Source organism: Geodermatophilus sp. URMC 65 (assembly GCF_053502545.1).
Window position 1 is genome coordinate 584,614 of record NZ_CP199954.1, and the last position, 20,072, is coordinate 604,685.

Below are 20,072 nucleotides of genomic sequence, written 5' to 3' on the forward strand. Positions count from 1 at the left end.
CGACGCCACCTTGACCGGATCCGCCCCCCGATGGGGTGGCTCCCGGACGGCGGCGAGGCCTTCGTCACGCCTGCCGCCGTCCCCCCGGGGTAGGAGGCGGCCATGGCGCTGACCGGGGACACCCAGCACCACGGCATGGCCGACGCCGGCCGCGGCACCGTCGGGCCGATGGTGCTCGGCGCGTGGGACACCTTCCTCGAGCAGGCGGCGGCCGTCGACCTCGAGCGGGCGACCCGGCTGCCCGGCTGGCGCGCACACGAGGTGTGCGTGCACCTGGGCCTGTGGGACGACCACGCCGCGCTGCCCGACCTGATCGCCTCGGCGCGGGCCGGCGGGGTGGGGACGCCGCCGGACGTCGACGCCACGAACGCGCGGGTGACCGCCGCGCACCGGGACGCCTCCCGGGAGGAGGTGCTGGCCGCGCTGCGCCGCAACCGGGACGCCACCGCCCGGTACCTCGCCGAGGAGCCGGCGGAGCTGGACACCGCACCGGCGGTGGCCGTCGTCGGCCGGCTGCCGCTGCTCAGCGTCGTCCTCGGGCAGGCCTACGAGCTCGCGGTGCACGGCCTGGACCTGGTGCCCTGCGGCGCGGCTCCTCCCCCGCCCGCGGTCCTGCAGTCCGGGCTGGCGGCGCTGGCGGACGTGACCGGCGCGCTGGCGGCCCGCGAGGGCGTCAGCGGCGGCGCGACGCTGGCGACGCCGGAGGGCGGCTGGGCCTTCGCCGCCGACGGCTCCGGCTGGACGGTGCGCCGGACCCCCGCGGGCGACGTCCGCGGCACCGCGGTGGAGGCGCCGGCGGACCTGCTCCTGGAGGCCGCCTCGGGCCGGGTCAACCCGGTGGCGGCGCTGGCCCGGCGCCGGCTGCGGGTGCACGAGCTGGGCGGCCTGCTGGCCCTGGCGCCGATCGTGCAGGCGGCGCCGGGCATCCCCGGTGGTCCGATCCTGGCGCTGGCGGCGCAGACCCTCGGCGGCGTGGGTGGGCTGCTCGGCCGGCTGCGCGGCCGCCGCTGAAGGAGGGCCCCCAGGCCCACACCAGGCCCCGTCCAGAGGCTCGCCGCGAGCTCCTGCGGCCCCCTCGCAGGGTCCCGCCGCGAGCGTGCGAGTGGCGGGTGGCAAGGGGGTCCTTCGAGAGGAGGACGGGGTCCTTCCTCAGCAGGAGCCGCCCAGCGCGATGCCGTGCGACTGGAGCCACGGCATCGGGTTGACCCGGCTGGCGTAGAGCCCGCCCTGGTGCACCTCGAAGTGGAGATGCGGCCCGGTGGACTGGCCCTTGTTGCCGACGTCGGCGATGTGGTCCCCGGCGTTCACGACCTGACCGGCGCCGACGTAGAACTGGTTCACGTGCCCGTAGAGGGTGATCTGCCCGTCGCCGTGCTGGACGTAGACGGCCTGACCGAAGCCGCTGGCCGCGCCGGCCTGCAGGACGACGCCGTCCTCGGGCACGTGGATCGGGGTGCCGATGGGGGCGGCGATGTCGACGCCCTGGTGCATGGTCCCCCAGCGGGGGCCGTAGCAGGAGGTCACCCGGCCGGCGGTCGGCATGCCGGACGTGCTCGACGCGCTGGCCAGGCTCTGCTGCTGCTGCGCCTGGCGGGCGCTCCACGCGGCCGCAGCGTCGGCGGCGCCCTGGGCGGCGAGCAGCCGCTCGCCGGCCAGGCGGAGCTCCTCGTCGAGACGGGCCTTCTCCGCCGCGCGGGCGTCGTAGTCGGCCTGGGCGCGCGCGAGGTGCTCGTTGGCGGCCCGCTCGGCCTCGTCGGCCCTGCGGGCGAGCTCGCCGAGCTGTGCGACGGCGGCGCGGGCGGCGCGGTCGGCCTCCTCGACCCGCGCCTGGACGGTGAGGAACGCCTGCAGCCGGTCGGCGCGGTGGTCGCCGATGACCTCCATGGTCGCGGCCTGCTGCAGCAGCTCGGTGGGGCTCTTCGCGTCGAGCACCATCTCGAGGTCGCCATAGCGGTTGTCGGCGCCCATGTAGGCCTCGCGGCTGAGCTCGGCGATGTCCTCCTCGGCCCCGGCGACGTCGGCCTGGGCGGCGGCCAGCTCGGCGGCGGTCCGCTCGGCCTCGGCCTGGCCCTGGGCCAGCTGGGCACGGGCGACGAGGGCGGCGTCGGCGGCGGCCTCGGCCTCCACGGTCATCCGCTGGAGCTGCTCCTCCGCGGCCTCGACCTGCTCCTCGATGGCCTTGACCTGCTCCTCGAGCGCGGCCTGCTCTGAGGCGGGGGCGGGCGCGGCGCCGGCGACGACGGGGGTGCCGGCCAGGAGCCCGACCACCGCGGCGGCGACGAGGACGGCCCGGCGCGGAGCACGCGAGCGGCTGCGGGGTGACGCGGCGCAGCGGACCACGGTGTTCAGGCGGTGCAGGGTCGCCAAGGCGACGGTTCTCCCATCCTCGCGACCGCCTACCGAGTTAGCTGACGGGTTCGGGCCGGACGGCGCCCTACCTGCCTGCGCAGCACGTGCGCATGCAGGACTCACCCCAGGAGTTCGGTGGGTCCCCGGTCCGCCTCGGCCCCGGGTCGGGACGTCGGCGGTTCGGCGGGGCCGTGCCGAGGCCCCCGGTTCCCGAGGGGCTGAGCCCGGCAGGGCCGTCGGGGAACCTACACGGATCCGCGCCTCGGGTCACGATCGGGTAACGGAGCCGGGGTGCCGGCTTGCCCTCAGAGCACCGTCTCCACTACGCGGCGTCAGCGTGCGACCGCGGAGCGGTGACCGGTGGTGCGGGTGTGGCGCGCGAGATGACCAGCACGAACGCCGGAATGACGCGGATTCCCGCCCCGACCGGCCCGCACACCCCGCGTCCGCTGTGATGTCGCCCACGAGACCACCCGATCGGGGGGCTGTGGACGCCGTCCGGGCGTCGTCCACAGCCCTCGGCGCCGGAGGCGGAAGCCGTGTAATGGCGCCTCCGGGTGCCGATCGGTCCGGGCCGGGAGCGACGCCTAGGGTCGTGTCCGGACGCCCGGCGCGGAGCGCGGGGCCGGATGGCGGGAGGACGCGGGTGTCGGCCCGGAGGAAGGTCGCCGCTGCCGTCGGGGTCGCCGCGGTGGCCGGCGCAGCGGTGGCGCTGTCGCAGTACGTGCCCCCGAACGAGCGAGGCCAGGGCGCGGTGGCCGCCGGTGACCTCAGCGGCTCCCTCGTGGGCGCCGGCGCGAGCAGCCAGCAGGCGGCGATGCAGGGGTGGACTGCCGGGTACTCGGCTGTCCAGCCGGGCGTCACCGTGGACTATGACCCGGTCGGCTCCGGCGGCGGCCGGGAGCAGTTCGTCGCCGGTGGCATCGACTTCGCCGGCTCGGACGCGCCGCTCGACGAGGAGGAGTTCGTCGCGGCACAGCAGCGCTGCGGCGGCGAGGTGTTCGAGCTGCCGAACTACATCTCACCGATCGCGGTGGTGCACAACCTGCCCGGCGTCGAGGACCTCGCCCTCTCCCCCACGACGCTGGCCCGCGTCTTCGCCGGGCAGGTCACCCGCTGGGACGACCCGGCGATCGCCGCGGACAACCCCGGCGTCGCGCTGCCCGCCCTGGCGATCACCCCGGTCAACCGTTCCGACGAGTCCGGGACCACGGAGAACTTCACCGAGTACCTGGCTGCCGCGGCCCCCGGGGACTGGCCGTTCGAGCCCGACGGCGAGTGGCCGGTGGAGGGCGGCGAGTCGGCCCAAGGCAACTCCGGCGTTATCGCCGCCGTCGCCGGCGGCGAGGGGACCGTCGGCTACGCCGACCTCTCCCAGGCCGGCGACCTGGGCGTGGCCCGCATCGGCGTCGGCGGCGAGTTCGTCCCGCCGACGCCCGAGGCCGCGGCCGCCGTCGTGGAGGGGTCCGAGCCGCTGCCCGGCCGCGGTCCGTACGACTTGGCCCTGGAGCTCGAGCGGACGACGGCCGAGTCCGGCAGCTACCCGATCGTCCTGGTCAGCTACCACCTGGGCTGCATCGCGTACGAGGACCCGCGGACCGCCGAGCTGGTCGCGGACTTCATGACGTACGTGACGAGCGAGGATGGCCAGGCCGCGGCCGCCGAGGTGGCCGGCTCCGCGCCGATCTCCGCCGCGCTGCGCGAGGAAGCGCGGACGGCGATCGACGCGATCAGCACCGCACCCTGAGGCCGGTCCGCACATCTGGCAGGCTGGACACCGCGGGGCGGTAGCTCAGCCGGTCAGAGCATGGGACTCATAATCCCTGGGTCGTGGGTTCGAGCCCCACCCGCCCCACCGATCCTGACCTGCGGTTTCGTCCTTCCGGGCGGGCCCGCCGGCGTCCACACGGCCCACAGGTGGGCACGAGGTGGGCACATCGGCGTGGGTGGGCGCACGGTGAGCAAGGGGTACCAGCGCCGCGGAGCACCACTCACACGACGGCGGCATCTGTTGCCGGCCGGCTCGGCCTCGCGTGCCCACCGTCAACCGCGGCGCTCCCTCGCGACACAACGGGTGACGTCGAGCTGATGATCCCAACGGCCTACACGTGCACCGCTGGAGCCGCGTGCAGCCGGAGGGCATGGACCTGCCCGGTCGCATCGCCGGCGACGATGGTCCCCGCGGCCAAGGCAACGGCCGACACGCTCGCGTCGGCCACCCACTGCACCGGCTCCCGCCTGCCGATCAAATCCCACACCCGCACCGTGCGGTCGTGCCCGCCGCTGACCGCGGTCGCCCCGTCGGCACTGACCGCCACCCCCGCCACCGGACCGTCGTGGCCGGCGAGCACCCGCGGATCTGCGGGGTCGCGCAGATCCCACACCCGCACCGTGCCGTCGTGCCCGCCGCCGACCGCGGTCGTCCCGTCGGCACTGACCGCCACCGCCACCACTCCGGCGCTGTGACCGGTGAGCACCTGCGGATCTGCGCCATCCCGCAGATCCCACACCCGCAGCGTGCCGTCTCGCCCGCCGCTGACCGCGGTTCCGCCGTCGGCGCTGACCGCCACCGCCAGCACCGGACCGTCGTGGCCGCTGAGCACGCCGGGGGCGGCGCGGCCGCGCAGATCCCACACCCGCACCGTGCCATTTCCCCCGCCGCTGACGTCACTCCCCGTTTCAAATACGGTCACGCCGTCGGCGCTGACCGCCACCGCGTTCACCCGGATGCTGTGGCTAGTGAGCACCCGCGGGGCGACGTAGTCGCGCAGATCCCACACCAGCACCGTGCCGTCGAACCCGCCGCTGACCGCGGTCGTCCCGTCCGCGCTGACCGCCACCGCCACCACCGGAGCGTCGTGGCCGGTGAGCACCCGTGGGGCGGCGCGGCCGCGCAGATCCCATACCAGCACCGTGCCGTCGAACCCGCCGCTGACCGCGGTCGTCCCGTCCGCGCTGACCGCCACCCCCTTCACCCGAGCGCTGTGGCCGGTGAGCACCCGCGGGGCGGCGCGGCCGCGCAAGTCCCACACCCGCAGCGTGCCGTCTCGCCCGCCGCTGACCGCGGTCGTCCCGTCGGCACTGACCGCCACCCCCGCCACCAGACCGTCGTGGCCGGCGAGCACCCGCGGATCTGCGGGGTCGCGCAGCTCCCACACGCGTACCGTGCGGTCGTGCCCGCCGCTGACCGCGGTCGTCCCGTCCGCGCTGACCGCCACCCCCGCCACCGAAGCGTCGTGGCCGGTGAGCACCTGCGGATCTGCGCCATCCCGCAGATCCCACACCCGCAGCGTGCCGTCTCGCCCGCCGCTGACCGCGGTTCCGCCGTCGGCGCTGACCGCCACCGCCACCACCGGACCGTCGTGGCCGGCGAGCACCCGCGGATCTGCGGGGTCGCGCAGCTCCCACACCCGCACCGTGCCGTCGTGCCCGCCGCTGACCGCGGTCGTCCCGTCCGCGCTGACCGCCACCCCCGCCACTGAAGCGTCGTGGCCGGTGAGCACCCGCGGGGCAGCGCGGCCGCGCAGATCCCACACCCGCAGCGTGCCGTCTCGCCCGCCGCTGACCGCGGTTCCGCCGTCGGCGCTGACCGCCACCGCCACCACCGGACCGTCGTGGCCGGCGAGCACGCCGGGGGCGGCGCGGCCGCGCAGATCCCACACCCGCACCGTGCCGTCGAACCCGCCGCTGACCGCGGTCGCCCCGTCCGCGCTGACCGCCACCCCCGCCACTGAAGCGTCGTGGCCGGTGAGCACCCGCGGGGCAGCGCGGCCGCGCAGATCCCACACCCGCACCGTGCCGTCTCGCCCGCCGCTGACCGCGGTTCCGCCGTCGGCGCTGACCGCCACCCCCGCCACCAGACCGTCGTGGCCGGCGAGAGTTTGATGGAGGCCTTCGCCAGGCTGGGCAAGGGTAGGCCGCAGTGGCTCCAGCCATGCGTGATCGGACCAGGCCTGCGCGGCGGTATGCAGCCGGACCAGGACCTCCTCTTGCCGGCCGACGGTGCGCCCGGCCAGCTGGGCCGGCAGCTGATCGACATCCGCGGCCAGCACGTGGGCGGACAACCGGAGCGTGGTTTGAATCAACGCCAGGTCGGAGTCGCCCGGCAATTGGATGTAGTCGGCAAGCAGTCCAGTGATCCCGCCCGCGATCAGTCGTGCCCGCATCCATTCGATGTCGAGTAGCAGTCGGGCTAGCTCTTCTTGCCATCCGGCCGCGGCCAGGTGCTCGGCTAGATGCGGAAAGAAGTAGCCGTCATCCGGGCCAGACGGCCACCCGCGTGGGCAACGGGCAGCGTAACCGTCCAGCAGCTTCTGGTGCGCCGCGGGCAGTTGTTTCTGGCCTAAATCGTGCTGGGCGACCTGGAACTGCAGGTCATGTAAGTCGACCCGATCGATATCAGGTTCGTAGGACAGGAGTGCGCGCGCCTTGAAGGTGGCCAGCAGATCCCCGACCTTTGCTGCGTAGGCTGCCCACAATGCCTCGACTGCCGAGCGGGGCATGGGACCTCGGCCGGCGAACACGGCTAGCTCCCGGTAACGCTTTCGGTCCGAAGGGTCCAGGTAGTCCAGCCCCAACTGCAGAGCGGCTAGCAGCGATGGGAATGGGTAGTCGGGAAACGCCAGCTTAATCGCGGCGAGGTCAGCCTCACGCAGCCGCTCGGTCAGCTCCGCCCACCGGCGCCCGTCGCCCTTCCCCTGCGCGGCCACAGTCGCCACGCCTAGTGCGAGGTTACCGACCAACCGCAGCGTGTCCGTTGCCTCCACGGGCAGCGCGTCCGCAGCGACGCCGGCCCAACCGGCCGCCATCGCAAGCGCCTGCTCGTCGGTCAGCTCCGCCACCTCCACCGCGGCCGCCGGATCGACGAGCCCAGCGAAGCGCGTGGTTAACACCAACAGCCCCCGGTCGTCCAGCACGTCAAACGCGTACACGTCGTCGGGCGTCCACACGTTGTCGAGAACCAGCAGAAACCGGCGACCGCGCAGCGACTCGGCCAGCCGACTCCGTCCCTGCTCCACACTGAGGCTGTCGCCCGTAGTACTACTGTTCACGGCCAGCATGGCCACCAGCCCGAGTAGCTCCTGCTGTTTCTGGACTAGCGCAGCCTTCCGGTCCGCGACATCACCGGTGGGCGGGTCCAACCGCAGCCACGCCAGGCCATCGGGGAAGCGGCGGCGCACCGCGGAATCGCCGCCCAACTCGGCCGCCAGCACTGACTTGCCGCTGCCGCCCATACCCCACACCCACACTCGGCGCGGCTCGCCATCATCCCTGCCGAGCAGCATCTGCCGCAGCCGCTGCACTAGCTCCGGCCGCGGCACGTGATGTATCGGCAGCTTCGGCCACGCCCCACGCTGGCCACCGAGGCGGGCCGCCGGCGGGGGTTCCACGCCGACCACTAGGCCCAGCCCGATGAGAAGTGCACCCAGTAGACCGGTGATCCATCGTGTGAACGTCGCCGTGAGCACCGGCACGTTCGCTCCGCTCACGTTGAGTGCCACTCCCGCGGCCGCTGCCAACGCCAGCACGATTCCAGCGCCTAGGAGCTTGTCGTTTGCGTGCTGTACCCGCCACCACAGCAGGCGCAGGATTCGTCGCATGGCGCCTCCCGATAATGCGCACCCGAACCGTAGGACGAGCCGCCGCTGATTCGGTACGGCTGCCGCCATGGATCCCCCAGCGGCCCGAGGGACTTCGTCGGCTATCCGGGCCTCATCTGCGACGACCTCTCCGAGACCGAATCGCCACACCGCCTCGGCGGTTGGGCGAAGGTCGTCATAATCGCCACACGACCTCGTCGGTGGGGAGAATAGCTAACCAGCGCAAGAGGTGTCCGCCGTGGCGCGGCCGCGGCGGCTGGGCTGAGGCTCGGCGCAGCAGCGGATGAACTCGGCGCCTCAGCGGCCGCGGGGGTCGTCCGCTCTCTCCAGCGCGGACGGGAGTTTCTGCTTCGACCCAGGACGCGACCAGCCCGTCGAGCGCCTCATCGGCGTGGTGCAGGGGCGGCACGGCGTACGTGAGCTCGACGTCCACCACGAATCCGCCGTCGCCGGCCACCCATCCGCCGGTCTGTGGTCGGGCGGCCGAGCACCCACAGCGGGTTCTGCACCGGGGCGGCGTAGAAGGCGCGCTCCTCGTTATTGGGTGCGCGCGCCCAACCGCGAGATCCACGGCGTCAGCTGGCGGTCACCATGGTCACCGCGGCGTCGGCGAGGAGATCCGGGACGAGCACCGCTTGCGGCGCATACGGAGGTCCGGGCCTGTGGTGAAAGGCGAGCCCGGCCAGGTTTCCGCCGCACGGCAGCCTTGTGGTCTATGCGTCCACGACCAGGCCGGTCGCGCGTTCGGGCGGCAATTCGTCGTCTCGCATCACGGCGCGCTTGAGTGACGCGGGCAGAAGCGGGTTGAGGGGACACACCGGGTCGGCCCCACCCAGGCTCGATCGTCGAGCCACGTGCGGGCTGAGTCGTCGGGGCAAGCCCGAGATGCATCGCGGCAAGCAGCGGCACCGGTCCGAGCAGCGGGAGCTGCCGGGCGCACCTCTCCTCGGCGCGCGGACGTGCCCTGCAGTGCGCTCCGGCCGGGTCGTTGCCCGTCGACCAAAAGGCGGTGGCTCCGATCCGAGCGCGCAGCAGGCCGCCCCGACCGCGGGTCGGCCGGCGTCCAGTCCGCGGGTCGGCCAGCCTCGGCGATGCCAAGCGCGGACGCGAACATCAGCGCCTCGTCCGGGTCGGTGGCGGTGTCGGCGGCGGCTGCTCAGGGGCGGCGAGCACGTCGTTCACCGCCCGCTCGGCGGCGGCGATCCGACCGGCGAGGTCGGGTTGCGCTCGACCGCCCGGCGTCTGACTACGAACGGCGCAGGACTGGGCCAGCTAGGCCCACGCCGGGATCAGGCGTTGCCCCGGCCCTGGCGAAGCGCCCTTCGCCAGCCCGACAAACACGCGCAGAGCCGGACCGGCTCCTTGTGGGCACGAAGTGAGCACGAATCCGCAAGCGACCGGGGGCCAGCTACGAACGGGCGCGGACTCCAACGGGCATCTGACATGGAGAAACGGAGACGACCGGTCAGGACTGAGCATCGCCGACACGCGGGCTACCTGACTCATAATCCCTGGGTCGTGGGTTCGAGCCCCACCCGCCCCACCACTCGGACCCGTAGGTCGGTACCTCCGCCCTGCGGGCCTTATCACGCTGTCGGCTCAGCGTTCCACGCAGGGCGACTCGAAGTGCACCCCTGACCCTAAGGAGACGTTGCAGAAGTAGGTCCTCGGGCTCTGTTCCCTCTGACGGCACGGCGCAGGCTGCCAACCATGTCGTCACGGGCGTCTTCCCCGCCGCCTCGGATGATCAGCGATGAGCTGTGGGCGCTGTTCGAGCCGTTGATCCCACCGCAGCCCCCGGCGGTGCACGGCCGCACCGGCCGGCCCCGGGTCTGCGACCGGGACGTGCTCGAGGGCATCGCCTTCGTGCTGTCCACCGGCATCGGCTGGACCAAGCTGCCGACCGAGCTGGGCTACGGCTCGGGCTGGACCTGCTGGCGGCGGATGCACGAGTGGGCCGAGGCCGGCGTGTTCGACCGCGTCCACCAAACCGTGCTCGACCGCCTCGGGGAGCAAGGTGCGCTGGACTGGTCCCGGGCCAGCCTGGACTCGGTCAGCGTCCGGGCGAAAAGGGGGGCGAGCTGACCGGCCCCAACCCGACCGACCGAGGCAAGGCCTCCCAGCTTGTACCACCTGCTCGTCGACGCCCACGGCCTGCCGCTCAACGTGCTGGTCTCGGCCGCCAACCGACACGACAGCCTCTTCGTCGAGCCCATCCTCGACGGCATGCCGGCGATCAAGCGCGGCGGCCGCGGCCATCCCCGCCGGCGCCCGGTGAAGCTGCACGGCGACAAAGGCTATGACAATCCGCGGGTGCGGCGTTACCTGCGCCGCCGCGGCATCACCGCCCGAATCGCCCGCATCGGCGTCGACTCCAGCACCCGGCTCGGCCGGCACCGCTGGGTGGTCGAGCGCACTCTCGGCTGGCTGCTGTCCTACAAACGCCTGGCTCTGCGCTACGACCGCACCGCCACAACGATCACCGCACTGGTCCGCCTGGCCGTCATCCTCATCTGCGCCCGACGCCTACCGCCGAACTAATGCAACGACTTCTAAGTCGTCACGTTCGTCCACACGGTGCCGATGTTCTCTTCACCACCACCATGAGTCGTTGCAAGCAGGCAAGCGCTCAGCGAGGTCCCCGTGGCGGTGAAGGAGAAGGTCTGGCTCACGTCGGTCTTGGCGCCCAGATGCACCGCCAGGGTGAACGGCCTGGACGTGCCTTCCTCGAGAAGGAAGAGCCCCTCATCCTGGTTTCCCAGATCTGCCCCATCCCGTGAGGTCACGGTCGCGTTGCCTGACACCTCTTCCCCTGGCTCGAACGTGGCGACGGTGAGCGTTTTAGGACAGGTCGTAGTGACGACAGGCACCGTTCCCGCCGCCGCCGCAGGCGCGAGCAAGACCGCGGTCGCCGTGGTGGTGGCGAATGCCGCGACCGCCGGAATTGCTACAAGACGTTTCCTCAAGGCCATCGCCTCCTGGCGCTGTAGCGGATTCGTCGCCCCATGGCCAGCCTTGATCCCCTCCCTCACTCGTGGCGGCACAGCTCGCGGGCGGCAGGACGGGCACCGTCCTAGCACCGGCCCGGCACGGCTGTCCAGCCGGCCGTGCGTGGTCTCGGCGCTATCTGCGTGCGCCCGGGTGGTAGCACATAGAGACGTGCACCATGTCCGGTCGCGACCGGGACTCGCCCGGCGACTGTGGTAGTGGACCGCCACCAGGTGGCCGCACCCGGCCACCCCGAGGGCGATGGCTGAGCCGATGCCTCGTGGATCCTCCGTCACCCAGCGCCAACCGGGTCGGCTCAATGAGCACTCCTGATTCGCCGGCCTGAGGAGTGACGGTCGGTGACATGAGCAGCCCATCACGGACCGGGACGAAGACCCGAGTATTCGACGTCTGACGCTCCACGCTGACGTGCAGCGATGCAGGTGAGCACAGCGCACACTGCGTGAGCACTCATAATCCCTGGGTCGTGGGTTCGAGCCCCACCCGCCCCACAACAGGCCTCCTACCTGCGAATCGAGAATCAGAACAGAGGAAAGACTCCTGCACAGCGCTTCTGCAACGGATGGAAATGCCGGCGCCACCAAAGCCCTCACCGTCGGCACCCCCTGCAAGCCGCCCTCATCCACGCCGACCCCCGCACCACCCGCCACTACGACCGCAACGGCCACAGCCTCGACCGCTCCCCACACCTGCTCCCCCGCACCCCTGATCGCCGGTGAGCACGACCAATAGCCTCTGCCCTGCCCCGAAGACTCACCATCCATCGAGGGTTTGTATCTACACCCTTGTTGACTGCCTCCGATGGGGAGTTAGCTGTTCATTCCCCGGGGCTGCCTCGCCGTGCGAGGTCGAGGTGACCGCGGCGACGCGCCAGGAAAAGGGGCGGGCCGATGGCCTCGGTATTCATTAGCCACAGCAGCCGGGACCGAGCTTTCACTGAGCTGGTGGTGGCGCGGCTGCGGGCCGGGGGCTTCGCCGCGCTGTTCGTCGACTTCGACCCCGAACAGGGCATCCCCGCCGGCCGCAACTGGGAACGGGAGCTGTACGCGCAGCTGCGCCGCACCGACGCGGCGGTGTTCCTGGCCAGTCCGGCGTCGGTGGCCTCGCGATGGTGTTTCGCCGAGCTGAGCCTGGCCCGGTCGCTGGGTCGGCTGGTGTTTCCGCTGCGCCTACAGGCCGGGGTGGAGTTGCCGCTGTTAACCGACGTGCAGTGGACCGACCTGACCGACCTGACCGACCCCGGGCCGGGGTTGGCCCGGCTGCTGGCCGGGCTGCGCTCGGCCGGGCTGGATCCAGCCGACTCCTTCGCCTGGGATCCAGACCGCTCGCCGTATCCGGGCCTGGTCCCGTTCGCCCCGGAGGACGCCGCGGTGTTCTTCGGCCGCAAGCCGGAGACGCACCGGCTGGCGGAGCTGCTGACCCCGACCCTGCAGCGCGGCCCGGGCCGATTCGTGGCTGTGGTCGGCCCATCGGGCAGCGTCAAGTCCTCGTTGCTGCACGCCGGGCTGCTGCCGCGGCTGGCCCGAATGCCCGACCGCTGGGTGGTGGTGCCACCACTGCGGCCCGGCCGGCAGCCCACCGCCACTCTGGCCGGCAGCCTGGCCCGAGCATTTACCGCTCACGGCAGCCCGCGCCCCGCCGAGGAGGTGGCCGCGGCGCTGATACGGGGCCCGGCCGCGCTGGTAGAGCTAGCCGGCCAGCTGGCCGACCTCGCCGGCAACGGTGCCGGCCGGCCCGGTGTGCTGATCGTCGTCGATCAGGCCGAGGAGCTGCTGACCCGCGCCGGCGCCCGCGAGCAGCAGGCCTTCCTTGAGCTGCTGAGGGGGGCGTTGAACCAGGACAGCCCGGTGTGGGCGGTGGCCACGGTCCGCTCGGAGTTCCTCAGCACCGCCCCCGACCGCGCCGGATTCGCTGAGGCGGTGGACGATCCGCTGATCATCGAGCCGCTGAGCCGGAACCGGCTGTCCGAGGTGATCGCCCGCCCCGCGCAGCGGGCCGGCCTGGAGCTCGCCCCTGGGCTGGTCGAGCGGATGGTGGAGGACACCGCCGGCGGGGACGCGCTGCCGCTGCTGGGCTACACCCTGCACGAGCTCTGCCAGCGGGCCGGACGTGAGGGCACCATCACCGAAACCGAGTACGAGGCCGTCGGCGGGGTCATCGGCGCATTGCGGCACCGTGCCAACCAGCTGGCCGAGGAGCTGGACCGGCGCGGCCTGGGCCAGCGGGTGCTGCCCACGCTGACCCGGCTGGCCACGGTCACCGGCGATGAGCAGCCGACCCGCCGACGGGCGCGTCGCAGCGCGTTCACCGCCGACGAGCAGGTAGTGGTGGACGCCTTCGTCGACGCCTCCCTTCTGGTCAGCGACCACGATCCCGGCGAAGAGGCCGTGGTGGAGGTCGCGCACGAGGCGCTGCTGCGGCAGTGGCCCCCGCTGCGCGATGCGATCGAGGCCGACCGGAGCCTGCTGCGGCTGCGCTCGGAGCTCGAACGGCTGGCCGCCGACTGGCAGCACGGCCAGCGCGATGACGCATACCTGCTGCGCGGCGGACGGCTAGCCACCATCGATCAGTGGGCGCACCAGCACCCCGGAGAACTCGGCCCCCTCGAACAAGAGTTTCTGGAGGCCAGCCGAGGATTGGCGACCCGCGAGCTGGAGGCGACCCGCCGCTCTAACCGACGCTTGCGCATCCTCGCCGGCGGCCTTGCACTCCTGCTGATCGCTTCCCTGGTGGCCGGGGGGCTGGCCGTGAAGTCGAGCCAGACAGCCCAGGCACAGACCCGGCAGGCACAATCCCGGGAGCTTGCCGGGGAGGCGGAGCAGCTGGCCGACACCCGGCCGGATGTGGCGATCCTGGCTGGCCTGCAAAGCCTCAGCCTGGCCCGCGACCACTCACCCGAGCCCTCGGCCGGGCTCATAACGGGGCTGGCCCGAGTCACCCACGCATCACGGCCACTCACCGGCCACACCGACGACGTGTACGGGGTGGCGTTCAGCCCGGACGGACGGCTGCTGGCCACCGCCAGCACCGATCGGACGGTGCGGTTGTGGAACATGACCACCGGCCAACCCCACGGCACCCCACTGACCGGCCACACCGATGTGGTGTACGCGGTGGCGTTCAGCCCGGACGGGTCCCTGCTGGCCACCGCCAGCTTCGATCAGACGGCGCGGCTGTGGAACGTGGCCACCGGCCAACCCCACGGCACCCCACTCACCGGCCACACCAATTGGGTGCTCGGGGTGACGTTCAGCCCGGACGGGCGGCTGCTGGCCACCGCCAGCGAAGACTCCACGGCGCGGCTATGGGATCCGTTTTTCAACTCTTGGGTAGAGGTCGGCTGCCAACTGGTTAACCGCAACCTGTCCATGGCCGAATGGAACCAGTTGCTGCCAGACATTCCATACGAGCGCACCTGTCCCGACCTGCCTAGCGGCCAAGACGCACCAACCGATGCTCCAGTGGCCCAATACTCAACTTAACGCTTAGACCTCGTGCATGGTTGGCGGCGGGCGGTCGTTGACCTGGTCAGGGCGGGTTCGATCAGCTGGCAATGTCGGCCGGTAGAGCTTTCGGTTGGCGGTGGAGCTGGGTAGTTCGCAGTGCTCGTTCCTGACTGGAGACGAGTCCGGCGACCGCGGGCAGGATGGGTCGAGGTGCTCGCGTCGGCCGAGGTGGCGAGATAGGGCTCGCCAGTCCTTCAGGTGGCTGATGCCGTGCTCGACGCGGATGCGCTTGGTGGCGTGGGCTTGGCGTTCGGCCTCGTGAGCGGCGGCGAGGGCGGGTGGGACCGGCAGCAGGTTCTTCCGCCGGGCCGGCGCGGGGTGAGGACCGCACCGGCGGGCCGCGCGCTCAGGGTGACGTCCCGCTGAGTGGTGGAAGTGGTCCTCACCGTGTCGGTCAGCGGTGGGGTGACTATGACGCCATCAGTGCCGGCTGCGCCACCTCCTCGGCTGGGTGGGTCGGTTGAGTTGGGCCATGGAGCCTTCGGCGAGGTAGCGGCGGTCGCTCACCTGCCATTCGTCGTGGGCCTCGGCCAGCACGGCACCGGCCAGCCGAAGGAGGGCCTCGGGGTTGGGGAAGACGCCGACGACGTCGGTGCGGCGCTTGATCTCCTTGTTCAGCCGTTCCAGCGGATTGGTCGACCAGATCTTCTTCCAGTGCGCGATCGGAAAGGCGGTGAAGGCCAGCAGGTCGTCGGCGGCCTCCCGCAGCATCGCTTCGACCTGGGGGGACTGCCGGCCGAGCATGCCGGCGACGACGTCGAGCTGGGAGCGCACGTGTTCGGCGTCGGGCTGGGCGAAGATCGTGCGGATCGCCGCGGCGACCATCTCGGCGTTGCCCTTCGGCACCCGGGCGAGCACGTTGCGCATGAAGTGCACCCGGCAGCGCTGCCAACTGGCGCCGAGCAGCACCGCGGCGATCGCGGCCGTCAGCCCGGTGTGGGCGTCGGAGATGACCAGCTGGGTGCCGGCCAGCCCGCGGGCCTTGAGCGAGCGCAGGAACGCGGTCCAGAAACGCGCCGTCCTCGCTGTCGCCCACGGCGAAGCCGAGCACTTCACGGTGCCCGTCGGCGGCCACCCCGGTGGCGATCACCACCGCCTGGGAGACCACCCGGCGGTTGACCCGCGCCTTGCCGTAGGTCGCGTCCAGGAACACTAGGGGAAGGCCTGCTCGGCCAGGCTGCGGTCGCGGAAGGCGGCCACCTCGGCATCCAGGTCCACGCAGATCCGACTGACTTCGGACTTGGAGATGCCGGTGTCCGCGCCCAGGGCCCGCACCAGCTCGTCGACCTTGCGGGTGCTCACCCCGTGCAGATAGGCCTCCATCACCACCGCGAACAGCGCCTGATCGATCCGCCGCCGGCGCTCCAGCAGCGAGGGGAAGAACGGACCGGTGCGCAGCTTCGGGATCCGCAGCTCCAGATCCCCGGCGGTCGTGGTCAACGTGCGGGGCCGGGACCCGTTGCGCTGGGCGGTGCGGGTCTCGGTGCGCTCGTGCGGGCCGGCGCCGATCGTGGCGGTCAGCTCCGCGTCGATCAACGCCTGGTAGAGCGCCTCGGTGGCGGTGCGGATGCGGTCGTCAACCTCGGCGGCTTTGAGTGCCTCGAGGAGGTCAAGCAGGGCAGACTGATCCAGGGCCATCGCGTGGCCCTTCTCTGAGTGAACCTTGGCGGGAACACGCAGAACATCCACGCGGTGGCCCCTCGCACGCCAGCACGTCGCCGACGCGCTCAGGACCTCCGACCAGCTACACCACTTCCTGGGACGTCACCGAGCCCCACCCGCCCCACAACAGGCCTTATACCAGCGCAAATAGGATTCAGGACAGAGGAGAATCCGGCACAGCGCTCGTACAGCGCCGCGTCTTCCCCCCATGCGGCGGGACACCACGCCTCCCGTGGTAGCTGTCGGTGAGCTCCAGTCCCTGCTTGAGGACTGGCGACAGCACCTGCGTGCCAAGAACCACAGTCCGGCAACGATCGACTCCTAGCTCATCGTCGGCTGGGCGTTCGCGGATCACCTGACCCAGCACGGCATGTCTACCGATGCCCGCGTGATCGCCCGCGAGCACAGCCCATTGCTCTAGCACTCCCGATCCCTGGGGCGTCAGTTCGAGCCCCACCTACGCCACCTGGGGAGCCTGTCGATTGGCCTGGTGCTCGCTGAAGGCGGCGTCGGGTGACGGGGTCGGTGGCCCGCTCGACGGCCTACACCTGCTCCGGACGCGGACCGCTTCCAGCCCGGCCGGGAAGACCGGTACCGCCGCCGGTTCGGTGGGCCACGACCCCGCTGTCACGTCGACCGCGGTGCCTGACACCGGCGTGACAGTCCCGTGCCAGGCCCGGCCCCCACGCTCTGTGTCGACCGATCCGACGAGACCCAGGACCCCTGACCTGAGGGGAGCCCCGCCATGACCGTCACCGACATCCACATCGAGTCCGCGGCCGACATCGTCTGCACCCGACACGGCGCGCACCGGTGGATGGCCTACTGCGCGGACTGCACCGCTTGGCATCTCGGCCGCCAGATCGCCGCCCGGGAAGCCGGCCGGGCCACCGCCTGCGTCCTGACCCTGGTGACCGACGCCGCCCGTCGGCCCGAGCCGAGACTCAGCCCGGCCGCCTGACCGGCCCGGCCCACCGGCTGGGCCTGACAGCAGACCCACCGCGTCCAGCGGGGTGGTTGCTCCCGACTCCCGGAAGCAGCGCTGCGCCACTGCGGATCGCAGGCCCGCCGCGGTCGTCAGCGGACGACTCGGTGAGCGGATCCGACGGCGGGGACACGGCCAGCGCGCCGCACAGGCGGCGCCGACGAGACGAGGACCCGATGGTCGCGACCCTGTCGCCGTCCACCCCCCGCCAGGGGCAGCCGCCCTCCGTGTCGCGGCTCCCGGACGGCACCGCTCGGACCGTGGAGTTGGCATCCCGTCCGCGATCGGGAAAACCGGCTCCGGGGCCGATGTCCCCGGTCAGGCGCCAGACGACCCGGGGATCCGGGTGGGTTCCTCCGGGCGGCGCGGCGCACGACCGCGAGAACACCACTCTCAGGGCCGATGGCCACGAGCCCACCGCGCTACTGGTGCAGCGGGCCGCAGCCGGCGATGAGCTCGCCTGGAGTGCCATCGTCAACCGGTACGGCCGCCTGCTGTGGTCGGTGGTCCGCGGATACCGGCTCAGCGACGCGCAGGCCGCCGACGCCGTCCAGACGACGTGGCTGCGCCTCGTGGAACACCTCGACGCCCTTCGGGACCCCGAGCGGCTGGCCGGCTGGCTGCAGACGACCGCGCGCCGGGCCTGCCTGGAGACCGTCCGTCGAGCCGGCCGCGAGTGCCCGTTCGACCCGTGGGAGCACGAGTCCGGCACGGTCGTCGAGCAGTCCGCGGAACGGTTGGGCGACCCGGAGGTGCAGGTCCTGCGGCAGGAGCGGATGGCCCTGGTCCGTCAGGCGGTGGGCGAGCTGCCCGAACGGCACCAGCGGCTGCTCGAGCTGTTGGTCGCGTCACCGCCGTTGAGCTACGAGGAGATCGGTGCGCGGCTGGGCATGCCGGTGGGCAGCATCGGCCCGACCCGCGCCCGTCTACTGACCCGGCTGCGCACCGCGCTGGCCCCGGTCACCTGCAGTGGCTAGTACTACGGCACCTACGGTGGCGCTTGCCCTCGGGGCGGTAGTGGGCGGCGCGGGCCCGGGCCTGGCGTCGGTCCGCCCTTGCCCGCGCAGCATCCCCACCACTGCCAGGACGTCTCCGTGGTCCTCGACGGCCCGGCGGGCACGGTTGGCGGATCCCGACACGTCAACGAGGTCCCCTCGGCGGTGGGTGAGGACGGGTGGGATTCCGGCTGGGTCATGCTCGGGATCCTCCACCCCTGTGCGCACGCCGTGGACCTGAGCCGCGGCGGCTGGCAGCTCCACGCTCCCCGAGGGGCCGAGCAGGACCAGTGGACCTCGAGGATCTCATCGACCCGATCGGCCGACAGCGCCGAACGAGAGGAGCCCCCGGCCGCGCCATGGTCCAGTGCACCAGCCGGCAACCCCGGCCATATCGTGCACTCTGGTTCGATCCGGCGTGCTGCTCGACGTCATCACGCGATACCGATCAGACGATCCCGGCACCGGGCGTCAGGATTCTCGCCGGGTCGCACTCCTCCTTCGCTCTGCGCAGGGCCTGGTGGGCCGGCCCGTAGTGGGCACGCCAGTCGTCCCTGGTCATTGGCGTGCTGCCGATGGGGTAGAGCGTTCCGCCCAGGGCGCGGGCTCGTTCGTACATCTCACGCGCCTTGTGGAGCTGGGTCGGCACGTAGTCCGGATCCTCCAGTGAGCCAGAGGTGCAGATGTCGAAGAGGACGACCTGTTCCTCCTCGGGCAGGCGCAGCGCGTAGGGCCGCGCGGCGTTGCGGATGGGGAACAGCAGCACGAAGCCGGCCGGCCCGAGCTCCTCGGCGGTCAGCTCGGCCAGCGCGTCAGCGACGAAGGCCTCGATGCAGGAGCCGGGGAGGAAGACGTCTCTCCACACCCGCGGGAGGTGAGTCAGTCCGAGAGCCTTGAGTTGCTCGTCGACGACGGTGAAGAAGGAAGGCGTGTCCAAGTCCATGACGGTGCGGGCCCCAGGGGCGCTGCGCAGCCCGGCCAGCACTGCCGAGTCGCTGGACGTCGATGAGAAGAACTGAACCGCGTGCAGGAGGTACGACCAGCCTCCCTGCGCACCCGGCAGGACCTGCCCGTAGATCCCATCGACCCGGTCCCGCGTGGTGAGCGTCCGCAGATCGGCGAAGAAGGCGTCCGCGTCGTCGTACCCGAGCAGGTGGTAGCGGGCCCGGGGGGCGACCGGCACGAGCGCCAGCGTGGCCTCCACGATCACCCCGTACTGGCCAGCACCGCCCAGGACGGCGGAGAACAGCTCCGGGTGCTCGCTGGGTGAGCAGGTGACGAGTTCGCCCTCACCGGTGACGACCTGCAGCGCGAGGACGTTGTCCACCTGGGGACCGTGCCGGAAGCTGGCCGCGCCGATGCCGCCCATCGACAGCGTGCCGCCGACCGACAGCCCGGTGTAGCCGGTCACGACCGGCGGCGACCAGCCGAGCGGAACGGTCCTGCTCAGCACCTGCCTCCATGTCGCGCCGCCCTGCACCCGCACTCGACCGTCCTGTACGGGACCGATGTCGTCCAGCGTGGACATGTCGATGACCAGCCCGCCCTCCACCTGGGCCTGTCCAGCCGTGCTGTGCCCCTGACCGCGCGCGACGACCGGGAGCGCCTGGTCGCTGCAGGACCGCAGTGCCTCCCTCACGTCGTGCACCGAGGCCGGCCGGACCACTGCAGAGGGCCTGCGGTGCACCACGCGGCCGTAGTCGCGTGCGCAAGCGGCGAGCGTTGCCTCGTCCGTGACGAGGGCTCCCTCAAGCTCAGGAAGTGAGATCGTCATGAGCGTGCGGCGTCCTTTCGACGCATCGCACGGGGCCGCGCCGACACGCCTCAGGCCAGATGATCGGACTGCTCCAGCTGTCGAGATGGACCTCCAGGCCAGGAGGCGGAGCGCGGAGCGTCCACGGCTCCCGGCCGGCCCCACAGGAGCTCACTGGACGCCACGCGCCACTACCTGCCAGCACTCGCGGAC

The 20,072-nt window shown here is 72.1% G+C and carries 9 protein-coding genes, 1 tRNA gene, 2 pseudogenes and 1 riboswitch; of the genes and pseudogenes, 7 read left to right on the forward strand and 5 right to left on the reverse strand.

Going from position 1 to position 20,072, the window contains the following annotated elements; genetic code table 11:
* Positions 1–102: 102 nt before the first annotated feature.
* Positions 103–1,011: a maleylpyruvate isomerase N-terminal domain-containing protein gene (locus tag ACWIX7_RS02775; protein ID WP_448620098.1), complete on the forward strand. Its 909-nt coding sequence runs from the start codon at positions 103–105 to the stop codon at positions 1,009–1,011.
* 138 nt (positions 1,012–1,149) lie between these two features.
* Here ACWIX7_RS02775 and ACWIX7_RS02780 read toward each other — a convergent pair whose 3' ends face one another.
* On the reverse strand, positions 1,150–2,367 hold the full coding sequence (locus ACWIX7_RS02780; protein WP_448620099.1) for a M23 family metallopeptidase: 1,218 nt from the start codon (positions 2,365–2,367) through the stop codon (positions 1,150–1,152).
* An 11-nt stretch (positions 2,368–2,378) separates the two neighbouring features.
* Positions 2,379–2,529, reverse strand: a riboswitch (cyclic di-AMP (ydaO/yuaA leader).
* A 466-nt stretch (positions 2,530–2,995) separates the two neighbouring features.
* Between ACWIX7_RS02780 and pstS the strand changes: the two genes are divergently transcribed.
* A complete protein-coding gene (pstS, locus tag ACWIX7_RS02785; protein ID WP_448620100.1) occupies positions 2,996–4,096 on the forward strand; it encodes a phosphate ABC transporter substrate-binding protein PstS in 1,101 nt (366 codons plus the stop codon).
* Positions 4,097–4,130: 34 nt separating this feature from the next.
* Positions 4,131–4,204 (forward strand) — tRNA-Ile (locus ACWIX7_RS02790).
* Between the two features lie 247 nt (positions 4,205–4,451).
* Here ACWIX7_RS02790 and ACWIX7_RS02795 read toward each other — a convergent pair.
* Complete coding sequence (locus ACWIX7_RS02795; RefSeq protein ID WP_448620101.1) at positions 4,452–7,949, reverse strand: NB-ARC domain-containing protein; 3,498 nt, start codon at positions 7,947–7,949, stop codon at positions 4,452–4,454.
* Between the two features lie 1,710 nt (positions 7,950–9,659).
* Here ACWIX7_RS02795 and ACWIX7_RS02800 point away from each other — a divergent pair.
* A pseudogene (locus ACWIX7_RS02800) lies at positions 9,660–10,490 on the forward strand (IS5 family transposase).
* An 11-nt stretch (positions 10,491–10,501) separates the two neighbouring features.
* Here ACWIX7_RS02800 and ACWIX7_RS02805 read toward each other — a convergent pair.
* Positions 10,502–10,981, reverse strand: a complete 480-nt coding sequence (locus tag ACWIX7_RS02805; protein ID WP_448620102.1) for a hypothetical protein — start codon at positions 10,979–10,981, stop codon at positions 10,502–10,504.
* Between the two features lie 867 nt (positions 10,982–11,848).
* On the opposite strand from ACWIX7_RS02805, the gene ACWIX7_RS02810 reads away from it, so the two are divergent.
* Complete coding sequence (locus ACWIX7_RS02810) at positions 11,849–14,440, forward strand: nSTAND1 domain-containing NTPase (protein ID WP_448620103.1); 2,592 nt, start codon at positions 11,849–11,851, stop codon at positions 14,438–14,440.
* A gap of 444 nt (positions 14,441–14,884) precedes the next feature.
* Here the strand turns inward: ACWIX7_RS02810 and ACWIX7_RS02815 are convergent.
* Positions 14,885–16,102, reverse strand: a pseudogene (locus tag ACWIX7_RS02815) (IS256 family transposase).
* 769 nt (positions 16,103–16,871) lie between these two features.
* On the opposite strand from ACWIX7_RS02815, the gene ACWIX7_RS02820 reads away from it, so the two are divergent.
* Positions 16,872–17,087: a hypothetical protein gene (locus ACWIX7_RS02820; protein ID WP_448620104.1), complete on the forward strand. Its 216-nt coding sequence runs from the start codon at positions 16,872–16,874 to the stop codon at positions 17,085–17,087.
* 452 nt (positions 17,088–17,539) lie between these two features.
* On the forward strand, positions 17,540–18,088 hold the full coding sequence (locus ACWIX7_RS02825; protein WP_448620105.1) for an RNA polymerase sigma factor: 549 nt from the start codon (positions 17,540–17,542) through the stop codon (positions 18,086–18,088).
* A 466-nt stretch (positions 18,089–18,554) separates the two neighbouring features.
* Here the strand turns inward: ACWIX7_RS02825 and ACWIX7_RS02830 are convergent, their stop codons facing one another.
* Positions 18,555–19,880, reverse strand: coding sequence for an FAD-binding protein (locus tag ACWIX7_RS02830; RefSeq protein WP_448620106.1), 1,326 nt, complete (start codon positions 19,878–19,880; stop codon positions 18,555–18,557).
* Positions 19,881–20,072: the final 192 nt, after the last annotated feature.